Source organism: Blautia wexlerae, assembly GCF_013300825.1.
Taxonomy (GTDB): Bacteria; Bacillota; Clostridia; order Lachnospirales; family Lachnospiraceae; genus Blautia_A; species Blautia_A wexlerae_B.
Genome location: NZ_JAAIMY010000002.1, coordinates 126,834 through 150,793 on the forward strand (window position 1 = coordinate 126,834; position 23,960 = coordinate 150,793).

Annotated in this window: 18 protein-coding genes; all 18 read left to right on the forward strand. The window is 38.9% G+C overall.

Annotated features, from left to right (window positions below; all coding sequences use genetic code 11):
• The first annotated feature begins 485 nt into the window (after positions 1-485).
• The 18 genes from malQ (at position 486) to G4417_RS02115 (ending at position 23,918) form a co-directional block, all read left to right on the forward strand.
• A complete protein-coding gene (gene malQ, locus G4417_RS02040) occupies positions 486-1,991 on the forward strand; it encodes a 4-alpha-glucanotransferase (RefSeq protein WP_117676532.1) in 1,506 nt (501 codons plus the stop codon).
• Positions 1,992-2,187: 196 nt separating this feature from the next.
• A complete protein-coding gene (locus G4417_RS17095; RefSeq protein WP_274604810.1) occupies positions 2,188-2,322 on the forward strand; it encodes a hypothetical protein in 135 nt (44 codons plus the stop codon).
• On the forward strand, positions 2,323-2,853 hold the full coding sequence (locus G4417_RS02045) for a DUF3877 family protein (protein WP_173682460.1): 531 nt from the start codon (positions 2,323-2,325) through the stop codon (positions 2,851-2,853).
• A 253-nt stretch (positions 2,854-3,106) separates the two neighbouring features.
• On the forward strand, positions 3,107-4,525 hold the full coding sequence (gene pyk / locus G4417_RS02050) for a pyruvate kinase (protein ID WP_055052639.1): 1,419 nt from the start codon (positions 3,107-3,109) through the stop codon (positions 4,523-4,525).
• 195 nt (positions 4,526-4,720) lie between these two features.
• Complete coding sequence (locus G4417_RS02055; protein WP_173682461.1) at positions 4,721-5,392, forward strand: DUF6198 family protein; 672 nt, start codon at positions 4,721-4,723, stop codon at positions 5,390-5,392.
• A 640-nt stretch (positions 5,393-6,032) separates the two neighbouring features.
• Positions 6,033-7,112, forward strand: a complete 1,080-nt coding sequence (locus G4417_RS02060) for a Gfo/Idh/MocA family protein (protein ID WP_173682462.1) — start codon at positions 6,033-6,035, stop codon at positions 7,110-7,112.
• A gap of 1,249 nt (positions 7,113-8,361) precedes the next feature.
• Positions 8,362-10,200, forward strand: coding sequence for a sensor histidine kinase (locus G4417_RS02065; RefSeq protein ID WP_173682463.1), 1,839 nt, complete (start codon positions 8,362-8,364; stop codon positions 10,198-10,200).
• Positions 10,197-11,699: a response regulator gene (locus tag G4417_RS02070; protein WP_173682464.1), complete on the forward strand. Its 1,503-nt coding sequence runs from the start codon at positions 10,197-10,199 to the stop codon at positions 11,697-11,699. The genes G4417_RS02065 and G4417_RS02070 overlap by 4 nt, the downstream gene beginning before the upstream one ends.
• The gene (locus G4417_RS02075; RefSeq protein ID WP_173682465.1) at positions 11,696-12,952 is read left to right on the forward strand and encodes an ABC transporter substrate-binding protein; all 1,257 of its coding nucleotides are present in this window, start codon (positions 11,696-11,698) and stop codon (positions 12,950-12,952) included. The genes G4417_RS02070 and G4417_RS02075 overlap by 4 nt, the downstream gene beginning before the upstream one ends.
• A 141-nt stretch (positions 12,953-13,093) precedes the next feature.
• Entirely contained in the window at positions 13,094-14,467 is a 1,374-nt protein-coding gene (locus tag G4417_RS02080; protein ID WP_173682466.1) for an extracellular solute-binding protein, read from the forward strand.
• A gap of 100 nt (positions 14,468-14,567) precedes the next feature.
• Entirely contained in the window at positions 14,568-15,455 is an 888-nt protein-coding gene (locus G4417_RS02085; RefSeq protein ID WP_173682467.1) for a carbohydrate ABC transporter permease, read from the forward strand.
• A gap of 11 nt (positions 15,456-15,466) precedes the next feature.
• Positions 15,467-16,288 (forward strand): carbohydrate ABC transporter permease, encoded by an 822-nt coding sequence (locus G4417_RS02090; RefSeq protein WP_117676522.1) that lies wholly within the window; start codon positions 15,467-15,469, stop codon positions 16,286-16,288.
• Between the two features lie 34 nt (positions 16,289-16,322).
• Complete coding sequence (locus G4417_RS02095; RefSeq protein ID WP_173682468.1) at positions 16,323-19,472, forward strand: alpha-mannosidase; 3,150 nt, start codon at positions 16,323-16,325, stop codon at positions 19,470-19,472.
• Positions 19,473-19,541: 69 nt separating this feature from the next.
• Positions 19,542-20,498, forward strand: a complete 957-nt coding sequence (locus G4417_RS02100) for a carbohydrate kinase family protein (RefSeq protein ID WP_173682469.1) — start codon at positions 19,542-19,544, stop codon at positions 20,496-20,498.
• Positions 20,499-20,519: 21 nt separating this feature from the next.
• Positions 20,520-21,866 carry a glycoside hydrolase gene (locus G4417_RS02105; protein ID WP_173682470.1) on the forward strand — a complete coding sequence of 449 codons (1,347 nt, stop codon included), beginning with the start codon at positions 20,520-20,522 and terminating at the stop codon, positions 21,864-21,866.
• Between the two features lie 110 nt (positions 21,867-21,976).
• Positions 21,977-22,867, forward strand: a complete 891-nt coding sequence (locus tag G4417_RS02110; RefSeq protein ID WP_173682471.1) for an ROK family protein — start codon at positions 21,977-21,979, stop codon at positions 22,865-22,867.
• A gap of 167 nt (positions 22,868-23,034) precedes the next feature.
• A complete protein-coding gene (locus tag G4417_RS17100) occupies positions 23,035-23,160 on the forward strand; it encodes a hypothetical protein (protein ID WP_274605759.1) in 126 nt (41 codons plus the stop codon).
• Positions 23,154-23,918: a tRNA threonylcarbamoyladenosine dehydratase gene (locus tag G4417_RS02115; protein WP_173682473.1), complete on the forward strand. Its 765-nt coding sequence runs from the start codon at positions 23,154-23,156 to the stop codon at positions 23,916-23,918. Before G4417_RS17100 ends, G4417_RS02115 begins: the two co-directional genes overlap by 7 nt.
• Positions 23,919-23,960 lie beyond the last annotated feature (42 nt).

The following is a 23,960-nucleotide window of genomic DNA, read 5'->3' on the forward strand; positions in this document are numbered from 1 at the left end:
TATCTGTATAAGAAATTTTCTGATGGTAGTTAATGATAAACATTTCTCAACAGATAAGTTGGAGTGTTACTTTGTTATTTTTTAACTGAACACATCCTATCATATCAGAAATGAAACGTAAAATAGAAATATTGCATTGTAATTATAAGTTTTTGATATGGATAAAAAATAAGCTCCTTCTGATGAAATGCGGAGCAGTTATTCGGTATAGAGCTGCGTAGCGAAGCAGATTGCGAATATCCGCTTGACGACAATGCTCTGAGTGGAAATGATTGGTGTTTAATATGGAAGATGACGAAAAGAACTAAGCAATGATTAGTAATTTTCACGAAAAAATGGATAACATGAAAGTTGTATTGCAATTTGCACAAAAAATAGATATAATAAAAAAAACAATTGCGCATAAGGTATAGAAAAACTGCTTATATGTACACTAGATAAAGTATAGGCGGTAAAAGTGAAGAATGGCGAAGGAGACAAGAATCATGGGAAAAAGAGCAGCAGGAATATTAATGCCGATCAGCAGCCTTCCATCAGACTATGGTATCGGATGTTTTTCCAAAAGTGCATATGAATTTGTAGACTGGTTAAAGGAAGCAGGACAGACTTACTGGCAGATTCTTCCACTTGGACCGACCAGCTATGGAGATTCTCCATATCAGTCTTTCTCTACATTTGCAGGTAATCCATATTTTATTGATCTGGATACACTTGTGGAAGAAGGAGTTCTTGATAAGAAAGACTGCGAGAAAGTTAACTGGGGAAAGAAGCCTGACGAGGTAGATTATGAAAAAATCTACAAGGGCCGATATCCGCTTCTGAGAAAAGCATACGAGAACAGTGATATCAGCAAGAATCCTGACTATCAGAAATTCGTAGCAGAGAACAGCTGGTGGCTGTCAGATTATGCTCTGTTTATGGCAGTAAAAGACCGCTTCGAAGGTGTAGAATGGACCAAATGGGCTGAGGATATCAGACTCCGCTGGAACAATGCCATGGATTATTATCGTGAAGAACTCTATTTTGATATTGAATTCCAGCAGTATATGCAGTTTAAGTTTTATGAGCAGTGGATGAAACTGAAATCCTATGCAAATTCAAAAGGAATCCAGATCATTGGAGATATTCCGATTTATGTTGCCATGGACAGTGCTGATGCATGGGCACATCCAGAACTGTTCCAGCTGGATCAGGACAATGTACCGCTGGCAGTAGCAGGATGCCCTCCGGATGGATTTTCTGCAACCGGTCAGTTATGGGGAAATCCGCTGTATCGCTGGGATTATCACAGAAATACAGGATATCAGTGGTGGATTTCCAGAATGAGTTACTGCTTCAGACTGTATGATGTTGTGCGAATCGACCATTTCCGTGGATTTGATGAATATTTCTCTATTCCATACGGAGATAAAGATGCAAGAGGCGGACACTGGGAAAAAGGTCCCGGAATTGATCTGTTCCGTAAGATTGAACAGGCGCTTGGATGGAAGCAGGTTATCGCAGAGGACTTGGGATATATGACAGATTCCGTACGTCATCTGGTATATGAGAGCGGATTCCCGGGAATGAAGGTTCTGGAATTTGCGTTTGACTCCAGAGATTCCGGATGTGCCAGTGATTATCTGCCACATAACTATCCGGAGAACTGCGTGGCGTATACAGGAACCCATGATAATGAAACTATCGTGGGATGGTGGAATAGCATCACAGCAGCTGAGAGAAAACTGGCGAGAGATTATCTGTGTGATCATGCAACACCGGAAGAAGAACTGTATAAGTGTTTCATCAGTCTGATCATGCGCAGTGCTGCGCGTGTCTGCGTTATCCCAATGCAGGACTATATGGGACTGGACAACAGATTCCGAATGAATAAACCATCTACAGTTGGTATGAACTGGAAGTGGAGAATTAAGAAGAGAGATCTTACAAAGAAACTCCAGAAGGAAATCTATGATGTGACACTTCGTTATGGACGTAAGAACTGGGATTAAATACATAGTGAAATAACTGGAATAATGACAGCGTTTCGGATATAAATAATATTCGGAACGCTGTTTTTTTAACCGAATCAAGCAGTTATTTGGTTAAAAAAGCAACGAAGTGGTTGGTTTTATCTGTTTTGTTTTATCCAGTTAGAGTTATTTGTCAGAGGGAGAAAAAAAGGACAGTTTCGCAAGCTCTTTATTTTTGTATGAAAAAGAAAACATCGAAATTGTTTTGGCGGGCGTACAATTGAAAAAGAAATGCATTGATTTTCGGGCAATGTCTGATAAAATATTAACCAGAAAAAGCAAAAGGACAGATTTTCAGGAGGGAAAATAAATGAACTATAACAGATTAGAAACCAGTCTGATCGATGTGATCAAAGAGGAACAGGCGAAGCTTGGATATATGAAGGAGAAGATCAGCCTTTATTATCCGCTCAGTTCCCTGAATCATTTCTTTGGCAATGAGACGGATGCTGCAGGAATGATAGAGATTTTAAAAGATTTTCCTTCTTATATAGAAGAGAAATTTGGTGAAGTAGCAGTATCACACAGAGGAGATCGTTTCTGCTTCACTGTTTCGGAAAAAGCTTCCGAATATGTACATAATAATATGAAAGAGAATGAATTCATCAAGGCATTGATCGAACTGGTTGGCAGACATGGATGTACGATAGATGAAATTAAAGAACTGTTCCATTCTTATTCAGATAAAATCATTACTGAACCAATGGATAACGAGGAGTTTGATGTGATGATCCGCTTTGATGACGGATCAGATCCTTATTATTATTGTTTTAAAGACGAAGGATGCCATATCATTTACCACAGATTTCTGCCGGAAGATTATGCAGATTTTGGCTTTTGATAAGAATGGGTGAAAAATTTTCCAACTGTCGGATTAGCAAAAATATATGTGACATTTGCAACAAAAGTATGTTATTTTTTTGTCAAATATCAACAAAAATAAGTCGAAATTCTATATTGACAGATAGTCTCAATAATGGTAATTTTTATTTGACTTAATGTTTTCATTTATAGAAAAAGATAACATTTTATTACATTATTTTACAGGAATAAAATAGATAAAATTGAGTTGACAGTTTGGAGGGAAAGATTAAATGAGAAAAACCAAAATTATCTGTACAATGGGACCGTCTACTGATAAGGGCGATGTTATGGAGCAGCTTGTGAGAGAGGGAATGGACGTAGCACGTTTCAACTTCTCACATGGACCTCACGATGAGCAGAGAGGCCGTATCCAGAAACTGAGAGAACTTCGCAAGAAATATGACAGACCTGTTGCAGCACTTCTTGATACAAAGGGACCGGAGATCAGACTTGGATGCTTCAAGGATGGCAAGGTTTCTCTGGAAGAAGGACAGATTTTTACATTTACAAATAAAGATATTGAAGGAACTAATGAGTGCGTAAGCATTACTTATAAAGAGCTTTATAAGGATGTGCAGCCGGGCGGACATATTCTGGTTGATGATGGACTTGTAGACCTGGAGGTTCAGGACATCTCAGGAAAGGACATTGTCTGCAAGGTTATTAATGCAGGTGTGATTGGCGACAGGAAGGGTGTCAATGTTCCGGGTGCAAACCTGAAGATGCCATTCATCAGTAAAAAAGACCATGATGATCTTCTCTTCGGTATCCAGGAAGGATTTGATTTCGTTGCAGCATCTTTTACACGTACTGCAAACGATATCCGCGAAGTAAGAAAAATCCTGAAAGAAAACGGCGGTGAAGAGATTCAGATCATTGCAAAGATTGAGAACCAGCAGGGTGTTGACAATATCGACGAGATTATTGAAGCAGCAGATGGCATCATGATCGCCAGAGGTGACATGGGTGTTGAGATCCCGCCGGAATATGTACCTGTTATCCAGCAGAAAATCATCCAGAAAGTTTACACAGCAGGAAAACCAGTTATTACAGCAACACAGATGCTTGACTCCATGATCTCTCATCCGAGACCAACCCGTGCAGAGGCTACAGACGTTGCCAATGCGATTTTCCAGGGAACAAGTGCAACTATGCTTTCAGGAGAAACTGCAGCCGGTAAATATCCGGTACAGGCACTTCAGATGATGAGCCGTATTGCAGAACATATGGAGCAGAATATTGATTACAATACAATCTTTAAGAAAACAGACAGAAATGAGAATCCGGATATTACAAATGCAATCGCACATGCAACCTGTCTGACCGCAATCGACCTGAAGGCCAGTGCAATCCTTGCAGTGACAAAATCTGGAAGTACAGCTCATATGATGTCCAAACACAGACCAGGATGTCTGATCGGTGCATGTACAAGCTCTGAGAGAGTTCTTCGCCAGCTGAATCTGTCCTGGGGTGTTTACCCGATGCTGATCAAGGAAGAATACAGTTCTGAGATCCTTTGCCTGAGAGCAATCGAAGCAGCACAGAAGCATAAACTTGTAAAAGTTGGCGACACTATTGTATTTGCCGGTGGTGTACCGCTTGGAATTCCGGGAAGAACAAACCTGATCCGCGTCTGCACAGTTGAGTAAGTCAGGGAAATATCAGTAGTCGAAGTGGGAAATCTACCTGCCTGATTCGATAAAAAATAATATTTTCAGAAAATATAAGATGTAAAAGCCACAGGGGTCTGCCGTCGGAAAAGTATGACAGAAAATACTTTCTGACAGCAGTCCTTTGCTTGTGTTAGAGCGTGTTTGAAACACGCTCTAGAGGAGAGAACTGTTATGAAAACAAATGGAGAAGAAGATTCGAGACATATTTTCAGAGGAGAGCTGGCATTGGTGACAGCAGTCATGATCAATAGTCTTGCTGTTATTATGATGCTGTATTCCGGTTCCGGAATATCTGCCATATCCAGTGTTCCTTATGCATTTGAAAAAGTATTTCCGGTAATCACACTGGGAACATGGACTTATATTTTTCAGGCACTTCTGATCTTAAGTCTGATGATACTGAGAAAAAAATTTGTACCTGCTTATCTGTGCAGTTTTCTGGTTGGATTTGCATTCAGTGAACTGTTGGATGTTAATGAGGCATGGATTAATATCCTGCCAAAGACAATTCCACTCAGAGTGTTATATTTTGTGATCAGTTATCTGCTGATCTGTATAGGGATCGCACTTTCTAACAGATGCGGTCTGCCGATCATTCCGACGGATCTGTTTCCTCGCGAGCTGTCAGAGATTATAAAGGTGAAATATTCTAAGGTCAAGGTTTCTTTTGATGTGATCTGCCTGACGATTACTGCCTGTATGACAGGACTGATACTGGGACATATCAACGGACTTGGAATTGGAACAGTGTTGGCGGCATTTACCATGGGGAAAGTGATTGGATTGATTGGTGATGAGATGGATAAGCACTTCAAGTTTGTGAATTTTACTCAGCATAGATAGCAGATGATGTGATAAATGGAGTTTTGATAATAAACTAACTAAGACTTTTTATACCTAAAATGGGATTTGTGTCTTGCTACGAGTTCCATTTTTTTAGAAAAGTTCAACCCACCTTATTGGTGTGAGAAGTTTTAGTGAGCTTTTTGTCTTACATTAATTTTACAGAGTATATCCGTTCCTTTTGTATTGCAATATTTGCATATATATGGTAATTTATTCTCAGTAATTTGTATGTTTAGTTCATTATGGATTCCTTTTACCATTACGATATTCTGTTGTTTTACAAAGGAGTACCGCAGGAAATTGATGAAATATCCATAATGGACGGTTGTAATTTGTGGTAAATGTCTATTGAGGTATTACTTCTAATCTTAAAATAAATTATGATAACTAACATTGTATTACCATTATTGATGTATGGAATAATTTTGTGATTCCATCATTCTATTTAAAATTTGCAAAAAATCAACTATCTTCACGGTAATTTGTAATTTTTTTGGACGTTCAAACAAGGGCTGGCAAGATGGTTTTACTGTATTTTGATAGTTGTATTGCCAATGTTAATATTTTTTATAATTCTTTAAAAATATATTATTGCCAGTATGATAGGCACTAAAGTGAAAGGATAAGGTGAAAACAGATGAAAGCAAATTATATGGTTATTGGATATGGTTGGAGGGCCGACTTTTATTACCGAATTGCAAAACTTTTACCAGAACAGTTTTCAATATGTGCAGGTGTATTACGTACAGAAACTCGTGCAAAAGAAGTTGCATTACAGGAACATGTTTTTACTACCGTTGATTTAGACAAAGCACTTTCCAGAAAGCCGGATTTTGCTGTTCTTTGTGTTCCACGGGAAATTGTAAAAGATTATCTCGTACAATTAATGGAAAAAGGAATTCCTGTACTCTGTGAAACACCTCCCGGAAAAAATATTGCAGAATTAAATGAATTATGGACATTATCTCAAAAATATAATGGACGCATACAAATTGTAGAACAATATTTTTTTCAACCTTATTACGCAAGTATATTAGATATTATCAGGCAAGGTTACTTGGGCACAACATCTAGTGCTATGCTGTCTGCGCTTCACGGATATCATGCAATCAGCATATTCCGAAAAATTCTCGGTATTAAATACGAAAATTGTGTTATTCAGGGAAAAAAATTCTGGTCAGAAGTAACAGCTACTAATGGTCGAAATGGTTTTGATGAAAGTGGAACTATTATTCAAGAAGATAGAGACTGGGCTTTTATGCAATTTGAAAATGGAAAAAATGCTTTTATGGATTTTGAAGGTGAACAGTATTTTTCACAAATTCGTACACGACGCTGGAATGTTCGGGGTGTTCGGGGGGAAATTAATGATAATACTGTAAGATTTCTGAATGCATCTAATCAACCAATAGAACAATCTCTCCATAGAGTGGATGTAGGCATAAATAATAATAGTGAATGGGCACATAAGGGAATTCTGTTTTTGGATAAACAAATTTATCAAAATCCCTTTTATCCTGCAAGAATGAATGATGATGAGATTGCTGTAGCATCTTGCCTTGCATGTATGAAAAATTTCACAGAAAGTGGAACTGAATTTTATTCATTACGCGAAGCACTTCAGGATACTTATTTATCTTTTATGCTTGAGCAAGCAATCGAAACTGAAAAAATAGTAAAAACAGAAAAACAGCTCTGGAGTTCTTTAGAATCATAGAGAAGTGATGTCTGATATGATAAAGCGTAATAACAATTTTGAAAAGCAAGAATGTAAAGTTCCCAGCTTTGAAAGATAAATTTATTTTATAGCCTGCCATTTTGAAAAATTTAAAAGTCTATATATTTTTTTGTAAATCTAGAAAAATATCTAAATTGAATGAGAATACTGATCTTTTCAGAAAAATTTATATAAATTTGTGATTTTCTTTTGGCAGGCATCACTTTTCTATTAAAATGTAATTGATTTACAATTGCGCTATATGAATTGTTTTTTATATTTTCTGTTTTGGTTAGGTGTCGTCCAAAGCTGGCTGATAATTCAGAAGATATATTTTGTGCAACTATTTTATTTCTTTTCAGACACTACTTTACAATTTTTTCATCAAGGAAATGCTGTATAGGATTTTTTTGTATAATGAGTTTGATTAAAATATCATAAAGAAGTGATTTTACACTACAAAATATTATACAACAAAAATTATGATTGACTTATTTCTTCAAATTTTATGAAATGCTCAGAAATTGTATACAAGGTTATTTTGAAGATAAATTTTTGCTTCCAATATTTATTGTTTCTATCATACTTCATAAATGCATCTGCTTTGCAATGACTATAACAACAGATAAGAGAGTAATTATTCTTTTTCTGATGGCATTGTCCAGTTCTGTGGTATCAATGATAGTTTGCCATTTTTCAACCCTCTGACATCATTAAATGTTTGTGTCATTTCTTACATGTTCGAAAAATTTCGCTTATATATTTATAGTTTATAATATAAGATTCCAAACATGATTTGGCAAGAATAATCAATATAACTCTGATTACGTAAACTATTTACTTAGATAAACTTCGAAAATAAGTTTGGGTAATAACTGTTTTGAATTTTATTACATTCGACAATAGGATTTTCTTTAAGCTTTTTCTTAACTTTTCGTATTCTCTGCTTATTTTTTCCGCGATAAGTAAGCCAGTATTTATGTCTTAATTTTAGATGGGAAGTTTGAATCATTATTAATAAGACTGAAGTTTTGTGCTTTATAATCAGATCCTACCATTGACAATTGCATGTAGAATGTTATATTTTGTTATCAGTTGCTTGGTACAGTTCTGTTTGCAAAAAAGTGTATCAGTGTCTGTACAAGACTTATTTTTTCTGACAGATGCGGTTTGGCACTCGTTCATACAAAACTATTTCTAGGAAAATTATCAAATATTATCCATATAAAAAAGAAAACAGGAGTTTAATATGAAAAAAATCTGGAATAAATTTCAGAGTCTTGCAGTAGCGAAAAAACTGCTAGCATTATCGTTGGTTATGTCGATTGTACCAATCTGCTGTATTCTAGTGTTGAATTATCAGTTAAGTGGAAGTGTTGTCAGAACACAGACCGGTGAACTGATTCAGGCTAATCTGGAACAGAATGCTTCGAATATTGAAAATTTCTATAAAGGATATGAAAAAATTATACAGGGAATTTATACGGATGAATTTTATACACAGAGGCTGAAACCAATCAACCGTTGGGATAATTCCGAACGATATCAGGCGGAACATGAAATCGGGGAACGTTTACAGGAACTGTGCTATAATAATTCGGGAGTTCTTGGAATCGCTATTTTTGGAACACATTATGATACTTGCTTTTATGATACAGTTACGCAGTCAGGGCAAAGCAGCTTTTGTTTTGATTTAAACAAGATCAAAAACAATAATACAATGGAACTGATAAAAGATGAGAGAAGAACGATTTATCTGCCATCTGTCTGTATCGCACAGGAAGGGTATGGAATCTATAACTGTATGTATGTTGTCCATCAGTTAACGGATTTCTCTGAATATCAGAAGGGATCGGTTGGCTTTGTGATTTTGTGCTTTGATGAAACAATGCTTGAAAATATATACAGTTCAGGAAATACAAAATCTAATGTTACATTGATTGCAGATAATAAGGGAAATGTAATATCTTCTGCGGAGAATAACTGGAAACCTCAGAAACTGGAATTGGATAGAGAAAAGAAAGCGGTCTTTACACAGGTAGAGATAGAAAAAGCCGCTTTGAAATATGTGAAAACCAGAAAAATCCTGCAAAAGACAGCGCTGAGAGTAAAGAGCAAGGGAATCCTGGAAAATCAGATATATGTGCTGAATATCCAGGACGTGAATTATGGAATGCGTAATTTTGCCTATATTTCAGTGATCATTGTACTGGTGGGTGCATTGGCAGCGGTTTTGTGCATTTTGCTGGCCTGGTATACATCGAATGATGTGGACAGATCTATGCGATATATCCTTGATGTTATGGACCGCGCTACAAAAGGCGGCGAAGAACAGATGGAGGAAAGCTGCATTACAGGTACAGAATTTATGCGTATATCCAGGCATTTTAACAGAATGACGAAACGAATAGAGGAGTCTGAGCGCATAGAGCGTATAGCAATGCTGAAGGAGAAAAATGCAGAAATTCAGGCACTGGAAGCACAGATCAATCCTCACTTTTTATACAATACCCTGGATGCCATCAACTGGATGGCAGTGGATAAAAATGAATATGCGATCAGCAAAATGCTTACAGAACTGGCAGCAATTATGAGATACAGTATTCATGGAAGCAATGAAATTGTGGAATTAAAAGATGAGCTGACCTATCTGAAGAAATACATTCATTTACAGCAGGAACGACTGAATTATTCCTTTTTATCAACATTGAAAGCAGATGAGAGTCTGTACCATGTTAAGATACATAAAATGCTTATGCAGCCATTGGTGGAAAATACACTTGTGCATGGATTTCCGGGAAAATCGGAGGTGGATGAACTGTACATAGAGATTTCACAGTCAGACGAACAGAAACTTCGGATAATCGTGGCAGACAATGGACGTGGAATGAAGCCGGAATTGGTAGATCTGCTGAATCATTATGATTATGCAATGGATAAAGTAGAAACCAGTATAGGGGTGCGGAATGTAATTGCCAGATTAAACCTGTACTATGGAAATGCCAGCAGTTTCAGGGTGGAATCAGATGAAACGGGAACCAAAATAACCATGGAGATTCCTTGTGGAGAGATGGAGGAAATGCGATGAGAATTGTATTAGTGGAAGATGAACCCAAATCAAGAGAAGGAATTGTGAAAATTATTCAGCACTATACAGAACATGAGATTGCAGCAGCTGTGGAAGATGGCGCAGCAGGACTGGAAGCTGTGGAAAGAGAAAAGCCGGATCTTGTGATTTCAGATATCCGCATGCCTGGAATGAGTGGACTGGAAATGCTGCAACAGATGCGGGCACGTGGTTGTGAAACAGGGATTATTTTTCTGACCGGATACTCAGAATTTGAATATGCACATCAGGCGATAAAACTTCATGCGCTGGATTATATACTGAAACCGATAGAGATTGAGAACTTTATGGAAGTTATCAAAAATGCCGAGAGTAAAATAGAGAACAAAAAAGCGGAGCAGATTTCGCCGGAAAGTCTGCTGCTGGAGTATGTAAACAAACAGCAGGATAACCGGGAAACGTTGGAAAGAGTTCTTGGCGTTAATGAGGATATTAAGATTTCACTACTGTATTTTTGCCTGGGCGGTCAGGCACAGGAAGTGCTGAATGAGATGATGTATGAGACAAGAAAAGCACTGGATGTCCAATGTATCCAGAATTACTATCTGATTCCGCTTTTTCAGAGTGGCGCATATGTGGTTCTTGTTACAGATACAGAGAAAAACAAAATGCTTAAATGGGTGCTGGAGAAGCGCATTGTGCCGGAACTTACAGAAGTTGCAGAATTTGTGTGCAGTTATACAACTGATTACGGCATCAAAAATCTGAATGAAGATCTGTCACATCTGAAAGAGATGCTGCCATATGGGTTTCATATGAAAAAAGGAAAGATAATCGATGAGGAGACTGCCAATAACTGCCATTTTGAAATCACAGAGTATCCTTCTGCATTGGAAACGGCGATTCAGAAAGAGATTCTGAAGCAGGATAAAGATAAAGTAAATGAGATTGGCGGGAAATTTATACGGGAAGTGATCGAGGGAAACTTTCATCCGGATCAGATTAAAGAGTATACGATTCGCTTTTCTATGGGAATTGCAAAAGAGGATACATCAGGCAAAAACAGAAGTGAGGAAGGACAGTATATTGTAAGCAGTATGCTGAGATGTTTTACAGAAAGACAGCTTACATATCTGTTTCAGAAAATGCTAAATTTTGTGGTACACAATTTCATTGAAATTAGTATTACGGATAATGAGATTATATTAAAAACAATATCTTTTGTGAGAGAAAATTATAGTAAGCCGGAAGTTTCTCTAGCAGAAGCTGCGGATTTATGCAACGTTTCCCAGGAATATCTCAGCAGATTATTTCAGCAGGAAACAGGAACAAAATTTATCTCATTTCTGCAGAATTTTCGCGTCAGCATGGCGAAAAGAATGCTTTTGTCCGACCGGCAAAGTAAAGTCTATGAGATTGCAGAGGCAGTGGGATACAGAGATCAGAAATACTTTGTGTCTGTGTTCAAAAAATTATGTGGCATGACCCCTTCAGAGTTCAGAAAGGAGAAAGAGATTTGAAAAAAGTCAGATTCTTATGGAGAACAGTCTGGATTCTGTGTGTCAGTATCATTGTGGTCATTATTATGTTTTTTAAACAGAACAATCCGGACATGGAGAAAAAAACAGAAGAGTATGAGAATGTGGTGAAGATCATGGCACCTTATACAACTCATGATCAGAGAAATGCCCTGAATACAGTTGCCAGAAAATATGAAGGAAGCCATGCAGGCACAAAAATCCAGATCGAATATATTCCAAAAGAAAATTATAAAAGAGAAATCGCACTGCGCCAGGATGAACAGAATATGGCAGACATCGTAATCTGCAGTAGTGTACAGATGCAGTCGCTGATCAAAATGGGGATTTTTAAAACATACCAGGTTACGGGAAAAATGAAAAGAAGTACTCTTACAGAGTTGTGGAGCAGTGTTATGTATAATGGTAATTATTATGGAAAACCTCTGACATCAGATCCGTATATATTGTTCTATAACAAAGATGCAATGGATACAAAAGGGCTAAGTGTACCTTCCAGTTGGAGCTCTTTTATGGAAACTGCGGAGAAAATAGCAGCTAAGGGAAGTTATGGATTTGGTTTTGCAGCCCGTGACAGTGAAGAAAGTGCCAGGTTTTTTATGTTGATGTTGTATGCAAAGCAGGGAAATCTTTATACGATCGAGCAGAATGCAGGTATTTCTGCTTTTGCAGATCTTCAGTATATGAAACAGAAGGAAATTCTTCCGCCGGATATCATAAATCTGAATCAGGAAGATCTGGCGAATGCTTTTTCAAGAGGTGAGGTCAGAATGATGATCAGCCAGCTGAGTATGGAAGCGGTTATCAGGGAAAATAAGCCGTCTTTTGAAGTAGGCGTGGCACAGCTTCCGGGGGAAAAATCTGACTGGACGTTTGATGCAGGCGATGACATCGGGCTTACGGTCAATGCCAGTGCGGAAGCAAATACATTTCTGAATTATTTATTTGAAGAGAAAACATATATGGGATTGTGTAAAGGAATGCAGGTGATACCGGCATTTGGGGAAGATTATCAAAATGATGAGGAATTTTATTATGAGGGAAAAAATTCTCTGATGAAAGATCTGAAAACGGAGAACAAGGATCATGCAATCGTTGTAAATGAGGCATGGTTTTCTATCGCTGAAGAACTGGCTGAGGGAGTGAATGAATGTCTGGAAGGGAACACCGAATCTCCTGAAATTATTGCAAAAAATATACAGGACGCAGTACGAGTCAGTATTCTTGAACGATAAATGTGTATAAAAAAAGTCCGCAAAGCGGGCTTTTTTTGATATAAATGTCAAAATACACCCCACAATATCAAAAATCTGGAATACCAAAATCTTTTTTGTAATGTTAATATAAGTTCATCAAAAGCAAAGGAGCGATAAGCTATGAAAAAAAGGAGACAGGTATTAGCAGTTACATTAGCTGCAACAATGGTAATGGGTATGGGACTGAGCACAGTTTCGGCTTATGCAAAAGACAAGGGCGGAAAAACAAAAATTACATTTACATATCGTGATGATGGATCAGATCAGTCTGTTGCACCGTTATATCAGTGGGTTACGGCAGCATATGACAGCTGGGATAAAAAAGATGAAGTAGAATTGGACGTAGCTCCGATCACAGCATCAGAAGGTGATTATTTCACAAAGATTGCATTACAGCTTGCTGACAAGGGAACATGCCCGGATCTGGTATGCGAGGATACATTCCAGCTTCCAAACGATGTTGCGGCAGGATATCTTACAGATCTTACAGACTATGTAAAAGATTACGATGACTGGAACGACGGAAAATATTATGATTCCATGAAAGATATGGTAAGTGTTGATGGAGTACCGTATGCACTTCCATACTGCACAGATGCACGAGGCATTTGGTATAACAAAGAAGTATTTGAAAAAGCAGGTCTTCTTGATGAAAACAATGAGTGGCAACCAAAAACATGGCAGGATATTCTGGATGCATGTGCGGCAATCAAAGAGAAATGCCCAGATGTAGTTCCATTCTGGTGTAACTCCGGTAAAGCTACAGGTGAAGCTACTTCCATGCAGACTTATGAAATGCTTCTCTATGGAACAGGTGAGAAACTGCTCAATGATGACAATAAATGGATCACAGGCAGTGACGGAATCAAAAATTCTCTGAATTTCCTGAATGACATTTATTCTAATGGATATGGACCATCCTTATCTCTCGTATTAAACGGACAGGCTGGAAATACATCTGCAAGAGAGTATATGCCGCAGGGCAAACTTGGTATGAGCATTGATGGTATCTGGATTACAGGTAACTGGAAAGACACAGGAGCTTCTCCATGGGAAGATTATCAGGACAAAGTAGGTCTTGCAGCAATGCCTACAAACGAAGGACAGGATCCTGGAACTGTTACAATGTCAGGCGGCTGGGCACTTTCTATTCCGGAAAATGCTGACAACAAAGATCTTACATTCGATTTCATGGAACACATGATGAGCCCTGAAGTTTATCTGAAAGCAATCCTGGATCAGGGAAATATCTGTACAAGAACAGATGTAGCGGAAGAAGCAGATTATGTTGCACAGCCATTCTTTGAAAAGGCAACTTCATTCCTTGATACTGCATATTTCAGACCACAGAATGATCAGTACTCTTCTGTATCAACATACATTCAGTCTATGGTTGAATCCGTAGTATCCGGAACAAGTGTTGAAGATGCAATGAAACAGTATAATACAGATGTATCAAGAACTGTAGGCGAAGACAACGTAGCAGAACAGTAATAAACGTCTGAAGTTTCAGGCGGATGTCACAAAGGTGCTGTCTTGTACAGGCAGCGCCTTTGTTTTTGAAAAAAATACAGATTAAAAGGAGGAAGTCGTAATGGATCGTTCCTTGAAAAAGAAATACTGGGCAGACCAGGCTAAGAAATCAGTTCTTCTGATTCCGGCACTGGTGTTACTGCTGGCATTTTTCATTATTCCTATTGTTCTGACGGTATACTATTCTTTTACAAATATGGCTCTTACAGGAGCAGCAGCGCAGAACTTTCAGTTTATTGGTCTTGAAAATTATAAAAGAATTCTTTCTGATCCAAATACACTTGTAAGTATCAGAAACACATTTATCTTCCTGATCGGAAGCCTTGTAGGCCAGTCTGTTCTAGGCTTTTTGATTGCATATTTCATGAAGGGAAAGGCAAAAGCTTTCAGAAGCGTTGTTGGTCCATGTATCCTGGCAGGATGGGTTATGCCGGAGATCGTTGTTTCTCTTTGCTGTCTGGCATTCTTTGATGTTTCAGGTACATTTAACAAGATTATCGGAGCACTTCATATTCCGGGAGTTGACTTTATTTATGGTCATCCGATGATGACGATCATTATTGCTAACGTATGGCATGGTACCGCATTCTCAATGCTGAACTTCCAGTCTGCACTGGATAACGTATCCGGAGATATAGAAGAAGCAGCCCGTGTAGACGGAGCTAACAGAATTCAGACACTGGTTCGTATTATTGTTCCGTGTATCAAAGATACAATTGCTACGAACACGATGTTGAACACCCTTTCTACTTTAGGTGTATTTGGTCTGATCTGGGCACTGACAGGAGGCGGTCCTGGCATGTCTACCACAACACTTCCAATCTATATGTACAATCAGGGACTGAAGAACTTCCAGTTAGGACAGGGAACAGCAGTAGGTATGATCCTTCTGTTTGTAGGTGCTGTGTGCAGTATTATTTATACCAGATTGTTAAAATCAGATGATTAGGAGGAAAAGCAATGAGTGAAAGATCTGTAAAAGCACTTCATTATATATTGCTGGCCATTATAGCACTTGTATTTGTGCTTCCTCTTATCTGGCTGGTTGTCGCATCATTTGATATGGGAGCAAATCAGTCTTTGAAATGGCCGGATCAGTGGACGTTCAGTAACTATGCAAATGTTCTTACAAATGCAAGTAATTTAAAGGGATTTGGAATCGGTCTTGTAATTGCCGGGGTACAGGCACTGGTTGTATGTGTGATTTCAGTACTGGCAGCATATCCTCTTTCCAGATATAACTTATGTTATAAAAAAGGCCTTATGTACGGAATTCTGTTTATGACAGCACTTCCAATGATTGCTGTAATCGTTCCTGTATATAAAATGTTTCTGAAAATAGGGTTACTTGACAGCATTCCAGGTGTTATCCTGTATTTATCAGCTTCTGCATTACCATATGGAATCTGGCTGATGAAGAACTTTATGGATGCGATTCCGGTAGAACTGGAAGAAGCGGCATGGGTGGATGGTGCAACCACCATGCAGTCCATCAGAAAGATTGTATCTCCGCTGATGTTCCCTGGAATCTGCGTAGTATTTATCTATACATTTTCGGGAAGCTGGGGTAACTTCTTTATTCCGTACATTTTGTTAAGCAGTGCGGATAAACAGCCGGCAGCAGTTCTTCTGTATCAGTTCTTTGGACAGCATGGTTCTATCAGCTATGGACCACTGGCAGCATTTTCTGTAATTTATGCATTGCCATCTATCATACTGTACATTCTGTCACAGAATTACATGTCAAAAGGATTTACAATGTCAGGTGCTGCAAAAGGCTGATGCTTTTAAAATACAATAACCGGGAGGTAGAAAAATGGTTCTCATTAAAGAACGTATTGGCAAAATGCTGGAATACTTAAAAGAACAGATTTATCCGGAAAGCATGCCAATCCAGAAGTATCGCATGATCAAAACAGATAAACGATTTGAGAATGTGGCAGATCTTGATACTTCTGACTGGAAAGAATTTACAAATACAGAGCTTTGGGGCGGTCACAGAGAGTATTACTGGTTTGAGACTTTTATAACTGTTCCGAAAGAATTTGACGGGAAATGCGTCGTATATGAACTTCTGACAGGAAGAGAAGCAGAGTGGGATGCGACCAATCCACAGTTTACAATCTATGTAAATGGTACGCTTGTTCAGGGATTGGATGTAAATCACAGAGAAATTATCCTTGCAGAACAGGCAAAAGCCGGAACACAGTACAGAATTATCCTCTCTGCTTTTACAGGAGATCAGAATTTCAGTCTGAAGCTGGATTCAAAATTAAAAGTTCTGGACAGAAAAACAGAGAAGTATTTCTATGATCTTTCTGTTCCATACGAAACAGCACGTCTGTTAAATCCAGATGACAAAGCGTATATTACTATTATTCAGGCTTTAAATGATTCTCTGAATCTTCTGGATATGAGAAAAGAAGGCTCAACGGAATATTACGAGAGCCTGGAAAGCGCACAGGAATTTATTACAAAAGAATTTTATGAGAAACATTGTGACAAAGAACAGGAACCGGTTGTCTGCTGCGTAGGTCATACACATATTGACTGTGCATGGTTATGGACCTTAAAGGTAACAGAAGACAAATCCGTGAGAAGTTTTTCAACGGTATTAAATCTGATGAAAGAATATCCGGAATATATTTTCATGTCCAGCCAGCCTCAGCTGTATAAATATGTAAAGAAAAATGCACCACAGGTTTATGAACAAATCAAAGAGCGTGTAAAAGAAGGACGCTGGGAGACAGAGGGTGGTATGTTTGTAGAAGCAGACTGTAATCTGGCATCAGGTGAAGCTCTTGTCCGTCAGTTCATGCATGGGAAAAAGTTCTTTAAAGATGAGTTTGAAACAGATAATAAGATTCTGTGGCTTCCGGACGTCTTTGGATATTCAGCGGCGCTTCCTCAGATCATGCAGAAATGCGGTATTCCATATTTCATGACAACAAAGATCAGCTGGAATGAGCTAAATAAAATGCCGTATGATACTTTTGAATGGGAAGGAATCGATGGTAGCAGAGTTCTGACTCATTTTATACCGACAAGGGATTACAATAAGGCTGCTGTGGAAGGTGGCACGGAAACAGAGCATTTTACAACGTATAATGGTTTCCTGAACCCAAGTCAGATGAAAGGCGGATGGGCCCGTTATAGCCAGAAGGAATTGAACGAAGAGGTTCTTTGCAGTTTCGGATTTGGCGATGGCGGCGGTGGCCCTACAAAAGAACAGCTTGAAAATCAGAGACGTATGAGTCAGGGAATTCCGGGATGCCCGAGGACAAAAATGGCTACGGCACTTGATTTCTTCAAGAGACTGGATGAAGAGACAAAAGGCAGCAAATATCTTCCTTCATGGGTTGGAGAATTATATCTGGAATATCATAGAGGAACATATACTTCTATGGCAAGAAATAAGAAATACAACCGAAAAGCGGAGCTGGCTTATCAGGATGAAGAAACCTATGCAGCAATGGATGAAGTGCTGACAGGAAATACATATCCGAAAGATGCGCTTTATGAAGGCTGGGAAGTGATCCTCAGAAATCAGTTCCATGATATTTTACCTGGATCTTCGATTAAAGAAGTATATGAGGATTCAAAAAAAGAATATGAGAAGATATTTGCAGAAAACAAAGAGTTAAAAACTGCTTCTCTTGGAAGTCTTGTAAGAAATGTAGATGCACCTTTACATGCGGTTGTTGTATTTAATCCAAACAGCAGCGAAGTTCCGGGAATTGTTTCCTTTATTTGTCCAGAGGAGATTAAGAATCCGGTATTGAAAGATAATGGAAATACAGTTGCAATTCAGAAAGCGGGAGATACATATATCTTTACTGCTGCGGGTGTACCATCTAAAGGATATAAAACTTATGTTCTCGAAGACGGAGAAGAGAATTCAGAAGAGATTTCCATGGATGTCTCTGTAAAACATATGGAGAATGACTGGTTTGCAGTTGATTATAACGAAAAAGGCCAGTTCGCAAAGATTTACGATAAATCAGCGAAGAGACAGATACTTAAAGAAGGAAAAGCCGGCAATGTGATCATCAGCTATGAGGATCGTCCGCATAATTACGATGCGTGGGATGTAAATAATTATTATACAGAGAAATCATGGGAAATCGATGATGTTTCTTCTATGGAAGTAACAGAAAACGGACCGGTAAGAGCGTGTGTCAGAATTGAGAGAAAATATCTGGATTCTGTGATCGTTCAGAAAATCTATCTGTATCATGATATTCCGAGAATTGATATTAAAAATATAATTGACTGGAAAGAACATCAGATTTTTGTTAAGGATTATTTCCCTGTAGACGTACATACCAATGAAGCAACATTTGACATTCAGTATGGTAATGTAAAACGTCCGACTCACGCAAACACTTCATGGGATTTTGCTAAATTTGAAGTATGCCATCATAAGTGGATGGATGTGAGCGAAGAAGGATACGGTGTAAGTTTCCTGAATGACTGTAAATTTGGTGTTGGTGTACATGGAAGTGAAGTCGGACTTTCCATGTTGAAATCTGCAATCTATCCAAATCCGGATGCCGATAAGGAGCACCATGAATTTACATATTCTATCTATCCTCATGCAGAAAACTGGACGGATGCAAACACAGTTGCCCAGGCATATGAATTAAATAACCCGATGACCGCTGTTGTCAAAGAAAATGAGGGCGGAAAACTTGCAGGAGAATATTCATTATTCAAGGTTGATCAGAATAATGTGATAATCGAAACGGTTAAAAAAGCAGAAAACGGAGAAGACCTGATCGTTCGTATGTATGAGTGTTACAACAGAAGGACAAATGTAGTTCTCACCTGTGGGGAGAAAATTGCAGATGTGACTGAATGTAATCTTCTGGAAGAAGAAGAACAGCCGGTATCTTGCACAGAGCATACGGTTTCCTTTGCTATCAAGCCATATGAGATTAAAACATTAAAGATCAGACGAAAATAAATCAAACAGGATAAAAATAAGAGGAGGGACGATGTTCCCTCCTTTTTATAACTAAAAGGATACGATGATATGGAATATGAAACAGGAATAAAAATTAGAAAAAAAGAGTGGGATGTTTTCGTTTTTGGAGATGCGAATATTGACCTGATCATTCCAAATGTGAAGCATTTACCATGTGCGGGACAGGAAGAACTTGTTGATACGATGAAAACTTTTGTGGGAGGCGGCGCAGCCCTTTTCACACTTGGACTTGGCAGACTTGGAATGCATTGCGCATTTCAGGGCGTAATCGGAGACGATTTGTACGGTGAATTTATATTGCAGGAATTTAAAGAAAAAAATATCGACACCAGATTTGTAAGCAAAAGTAAAGAAACAGGAACAGGAATTTCGCTGAGTTTCACAAATGAACAGGATAGAGGATTTCTGACTTATCAGGGTGGAAATGCAAAGGTAAATATTCAAAATATAAACCTGGAAGAAGTGTCTAAAGCCAGACACATCCATATAACAGGATACGAAGGAAACAGAAATCATCGGGAATATCTGCAATTTATGAAAACTCTGAAGCAGAGGCAGGATGTTACGATTTCTTTTGATCTGGGATGGGATCCGGAAGAAATCTGGGATCGCAAAATATATGAATTGTTTCCTTATATAGATGTGCTGTTTATGAATGAGACAGAAGCTGTCCATTACAGTGGACTTGAAAATGTAAAAAAGGCGGCGGAGAAATTTGCGTCTATGTGTGGAACCGCAGTGGTAAAACTTGGAAAAAATGGTTCCCTGGCGGTAAAAAATGGAAAGTTGTATCAGGTGAATCCTTTTGCGGTACAGGTTCGGGATACTACCGGAGCAGGAGATTCTTTTAATGCTGGGTTTGTGTATGGATTTCTTATGGATAAAGACACAGAGGAATGTCTGAGACTGGGAAATGCATGCGGAGCATTAAGTGTGACTGCACTTGGCGGGAACAGTGCGTTTCCGGCTAGAAAATATCTGGATGACTTTCTGAGTGCGGAATAATAAAGAAAGGGGCAGCGAAAGATGAAAATTGCAGTAATAGGTGGCGCAGGAGTGCGCACGGTTATTTTTATTAATGGTCTTTTGAGGAGATATAAAAAGCTCAATATTGATGAAGTTTCTCTGTTTGATATTAATAAAGAAAAACTTGACATTATTGGAAAACTTTGTATGTATGTGGTGGAAAGGGAGAAAAAAGATCTGAGAATTACTCTTTGTGATACATGTGAAGAGGCTGTGGCAGGCACTGATTATATTGTAACTACGCTGCGTGTAGGCGGCGACCATTCCAGGGTACAGGATGAACGGGCAGCATTAAATGCGGGAGTGATTGGTCAGGAAACTACCGGTGCAGGCGGATTTTCTATGGCAGCAAGAACAATTCCGGTATTATTGGATTATTGCAGGATTTTTCAAAAATATGCGCCGGATGCCTGGATTTTTAATTTTTCTAATCCTTCAGGGCTTGTAACTCAGGCACTTACGCAGGCAGGGTATGATAAAGTGATAGGAATCTGTGATGCGCCCAGTGCGACGAAATTCAGAATGGCAGAGAGGCTTGGTGTGGAGGAAGATGAACTATATGTGGAGTTTTTTGGAATAAATCATTTGTCCTGGATTTCCAGTGTGAAGAAGAAGGGAAAGGAAATTCTTTCTGAACTGGTAAATGATGAAATTTTTCTGGATTCCATGCAGGAGTTTAAGACGATGGATCCGGAAGCTATCAGAAGCAGTAAAATGTTGCCAAATGAGTATCTATATTATTATTATCACAGAGAAAAGGCTTTGGAACATATTTTAAACAGCGAAAATACCAGAGGAGAAGCGATAGAGAAAATCAATCAGCAGATGATGAAGGAACTTTCGGGAATGGATATCAATGCAGATCCGGAAGAGGCGCTTCAGACGTTTCTGTACTATATGCAGGTCAGAGAAAACTCCTATATGAGTGTTGAGTCCGGAGTAAGTGCCAGACCTCTGCTTGAAAAAGGAAAGCTTCCGGTTCCGGAAGGAATGGGATATGCCGGTGTTATGCTGGACTGTATAGAAGGAATGCAGAGCGAAGAGGGAAAATACCTGGTTTTGTGTATTAAAAATCAGGGCAGTCTGAACTTCCTGGATAATGACGATATTGTTGAAGTTACCTGTAGGGTTTCAAGCAGAGGAATTGAGCCTGTGGAGTTTGGAAAAATTCCTCTTTATTGTGAAAATCTGATCCGAACGGTAAAATCATATGAAAAATGCAGCATAGAAGCAATCGTAACAAATGACAGAGAAAAAGCAGTATGGGCACTGGCCATGAATCCATTGGTAAATTCCTGGTCTGTTGCCAGAAAACTGGAAGAGGAATTTTATAATGCGCGGTCTTGAGAGAGGATTTCTTTTGTGATATACTAAATCGGAATCAGGGGATAAGCGCAATACTATATAAGGAAAGGAAAGTTGTATTTCGGTGAAAGAATACAGCCAGGAAATTTATTATGAAATATGCGGTAGCGATTGATATAGGCGGAACAAATACAAGAGTTGCACTCGTTAATGAGAAACTGGAGATTACAGACAGACAGCAGTTTTCTACAAATCCGGAGAATCCGGAAGAAACTCTTGGGAAAATTGCGGAGGTGATCAAAGGATATGATCATGCGATTGTAGGAGTGGGAATGTCGTGCCCGGGACCTCTTGATTTGGTAAACGGCAGAATTATCACACCTCCGAATTTAAGAGGGGACTGGCATCATCTGGCAGTTGCCGAGAAATTAAAAAATATGATTGATATTCCGGTATATTTAAATAATGACGGAAATCTGGCAGCACTTGCGGAATCAGTAGCCGGGGAGGGAAAAGATTATAGATTTGTTCAGTTTCTGACGATTTCCACAGGAATTGGTTCTGGTTTTGTGATTGATAAAAAAATTTTTCAGGGAGCTCATGGCTGGGCGAATGAAGTAGAGAACACGATTATGATGCAGGATGGTCCGTCACATGGCACGATTCTTCCGGGAGGTATTGAGGCAATCAGCAGCGGAACGGCTATCACCGTGCGTGCGAGAAAAGCCGGACTCGATGTAAAACATGCAGGAGAAGTCAATGATCTGGCTCTTGCCGGAAATGAAACTGCAAAGAAAATCATGATGGATGCGAAACAGCATCTTGCCAATTTCATTGCGGCCATTTATAATCTTGTTGATCCGGATATCGTGATACTGGGCGGCTCTGTGGCAATTAAGGTGGATGGCTTTGTACAGGAAGTAGAGGAGCTTGTAAAGAGTAAAGTCTACGAAGCTCAGAGACCATTTATTAAGGTAAGAAAATCTACATTAAATGAAGATTCCGGACTGATTGGAGCTGCATATCTGGCTTTTTCAAAATAGGAAGAGCTTTAAGCTAAATGAACAGTGGCAGTAGTTGTCTGCAAGCATATCTGGCAGGTATCCGGGAGACATTAGTAAAATTAAGAAGGTAATGGCATATAATTATGAAACGGCTGATCATAAAAAACAAAAGAAAAATATGGTGTTGGTTTTTGCTTATCATTTTTTTGATATTGGCTTGCAGGGCTGCTTATGTTACGGGCAATGGAGCGGGACAGACGAGAGATGATGAAGTAAAAGAAGAACAGGTAAAGAATGAAGCAATACAGGATGAAATGGAGAAATTATGCTGAATCAATTTTCAAGAACAGAGCTTCTTCTGGGAAAAGAGGCAATGAATAAACTGGAGAACTCCCGTGTGGCAGTATTTGGTATCGGAGGGGTTGGAGGATATGTATGCGAAGCGCTGGCTAGAAGCGGTGTGTATTCTTTTGACCTGATTGATGATGACAAAGTATGCCTGACTAATCTTAACAGACAGATCATTGCTACCAGAAAAACGGTAGGCCAGTATAAGGCTGAAGTGATGAGAGACAGAATCCTGGAAATTAATCCGAAGGCAGATGTAAGAATCCATAAGTGCTTTTATCTTCCGGAAAATGCGGCTGATTTTGATTTTAATGAGTATGATTATGTAGTGGATGCAGTGGATACTGTGACTGCGAAGATTGAGTTGATTATGCGTGCGAAGGAGTCTGGTACTCCGATCATCAGCAGCATGGGTGCCGGTAATAAACTGGATGCCAGTGCATTTCGTGTGGCGGATATTTATAAGACAAAGGTGTGTCCACTCGCGAAGGTTATGCGCAGGGAGCTGAAGAAGCGTGGCGTAAAGAAGCTGAAAGTTGTGTATTCTGAGGAACAGCCGATTAGACCAATCGAGGATATGGCGATTAGTTGCAGATCACATTGTATCTGTCCTCCTGGAGCGAAACATAAGTGTACGGAGCGCAGGGATATTCCTGGCAGTGTGGCGTTTGTACCGTCTGTAGTCGGACTTATTATTGCCGGGGAAGTGATTAAGGATCTGACTGCGGAGTGCAGGAGATAAAAAATGTTTATGTGGATGTGTATTGTATCAGAGATGGTATGG

Bases quoted from the DNA above. Each gene is read 5' to 3' on its own strand.
- malQ (WP_117676532.1), top strand. From the start codon at position 486: ATGGGAAAAAGAGCAGCAGGAATATTAATGCCGATCAGCAGCCTTCCA.
- G4417_RS02045 (WP_173682460.1), top strand. From the start codon at position 2,323: ATGAACTATAACAGATTAGAAACCAGTCTGATCGATGTGATCAAAGAG.
- pyk (WP_055052639.1), top strand. From the start codon at position 3,107: ATGAGAAAAACCAAAATTATCTGTACAATGGGACCGTCTACTGATAAG.
- G4417_RS02055 (WP_173682461.1), top strand. From the start codon at position 4,721: ATGAAAACAAATGGAGAAGAAGATTCGAGACATATTTTCAGAGGAGAG.
- G4417_RS02060 (WP_173682462.1), top strand. From the start codon at position 6,033: ATGAAAGCAAATTATATGGTTATTGGATATGGTTGGAGGGCCGACTTT.
- G4417_RS02065 (WP_173682463.1), top strand. From the start codon at position 8,362: ATGAAAAAAATCTGGAATAAATTTCAGAGTCTTGCAGTAGCGAAAAAA.
- G4417_RS02070 (WP_173682464.1), top strand. From the start codon at position 10,197: ATGAGAATTGTATTAGTGGAAGATGAACCCAAATCAAGAGAAGGAATT.
- G4417_RS02080 (WP_173682466.1), top strand. From the start codon at position 13,094: ATGAAAAAAAGGAGACAGGTATTAGCAGTTACATTAGCTGCAACAATG.
- G4417_RS02085 (WP_173682467.1), top strand. From the start codon at position 14,568: ATGGATCGTTCCTTGAAAAAGAAATACTGGGCAGACCAGGCTAAGAAA.
- G4417_RS02090 (WP_117676522.1), top strand. From the start codon at position 15,467: ATGAGTGAAAGATCTGTAAAAGCACTTCATTATATATTGCTGGCCATT.
- G4417_RS02095 (WP_173682468.1), top strand. From the start codon at position 16,323: ATGGTTCTCATTAAAGAACGTATTGGCAAAATGCTGGAATACTTAAAA.
- G4417_RS02100 (WP_173682469.1), top strand. From the start codon at position 19,542: ATGGAATATGAAACAGGAATAAAAATTAGAAAAAAAGAGTGGGATGTT.
- G4417_RS02105 (WP_173682470.1), top strand. From the start codon at position 20,520: ATGAAAATTGCAGTAATAGGTGGCGCAGGAGTGCGCACGGTTATTTTT.
- G4417_RS02110 (WP_173682471.1), top strand. From the start codon at position 21,977: ATGAAATATGCGGTAGCGATTGATATAGGCGGAACAAATACAAGAGTT.
- G4417_RS02115 (WP_173682473.1), top strand. From the start codon at position 23,154: ATGCTGAATCAATTTTCAAGAACAGAGCTTCTTCTGGGAAAAGAGGCA.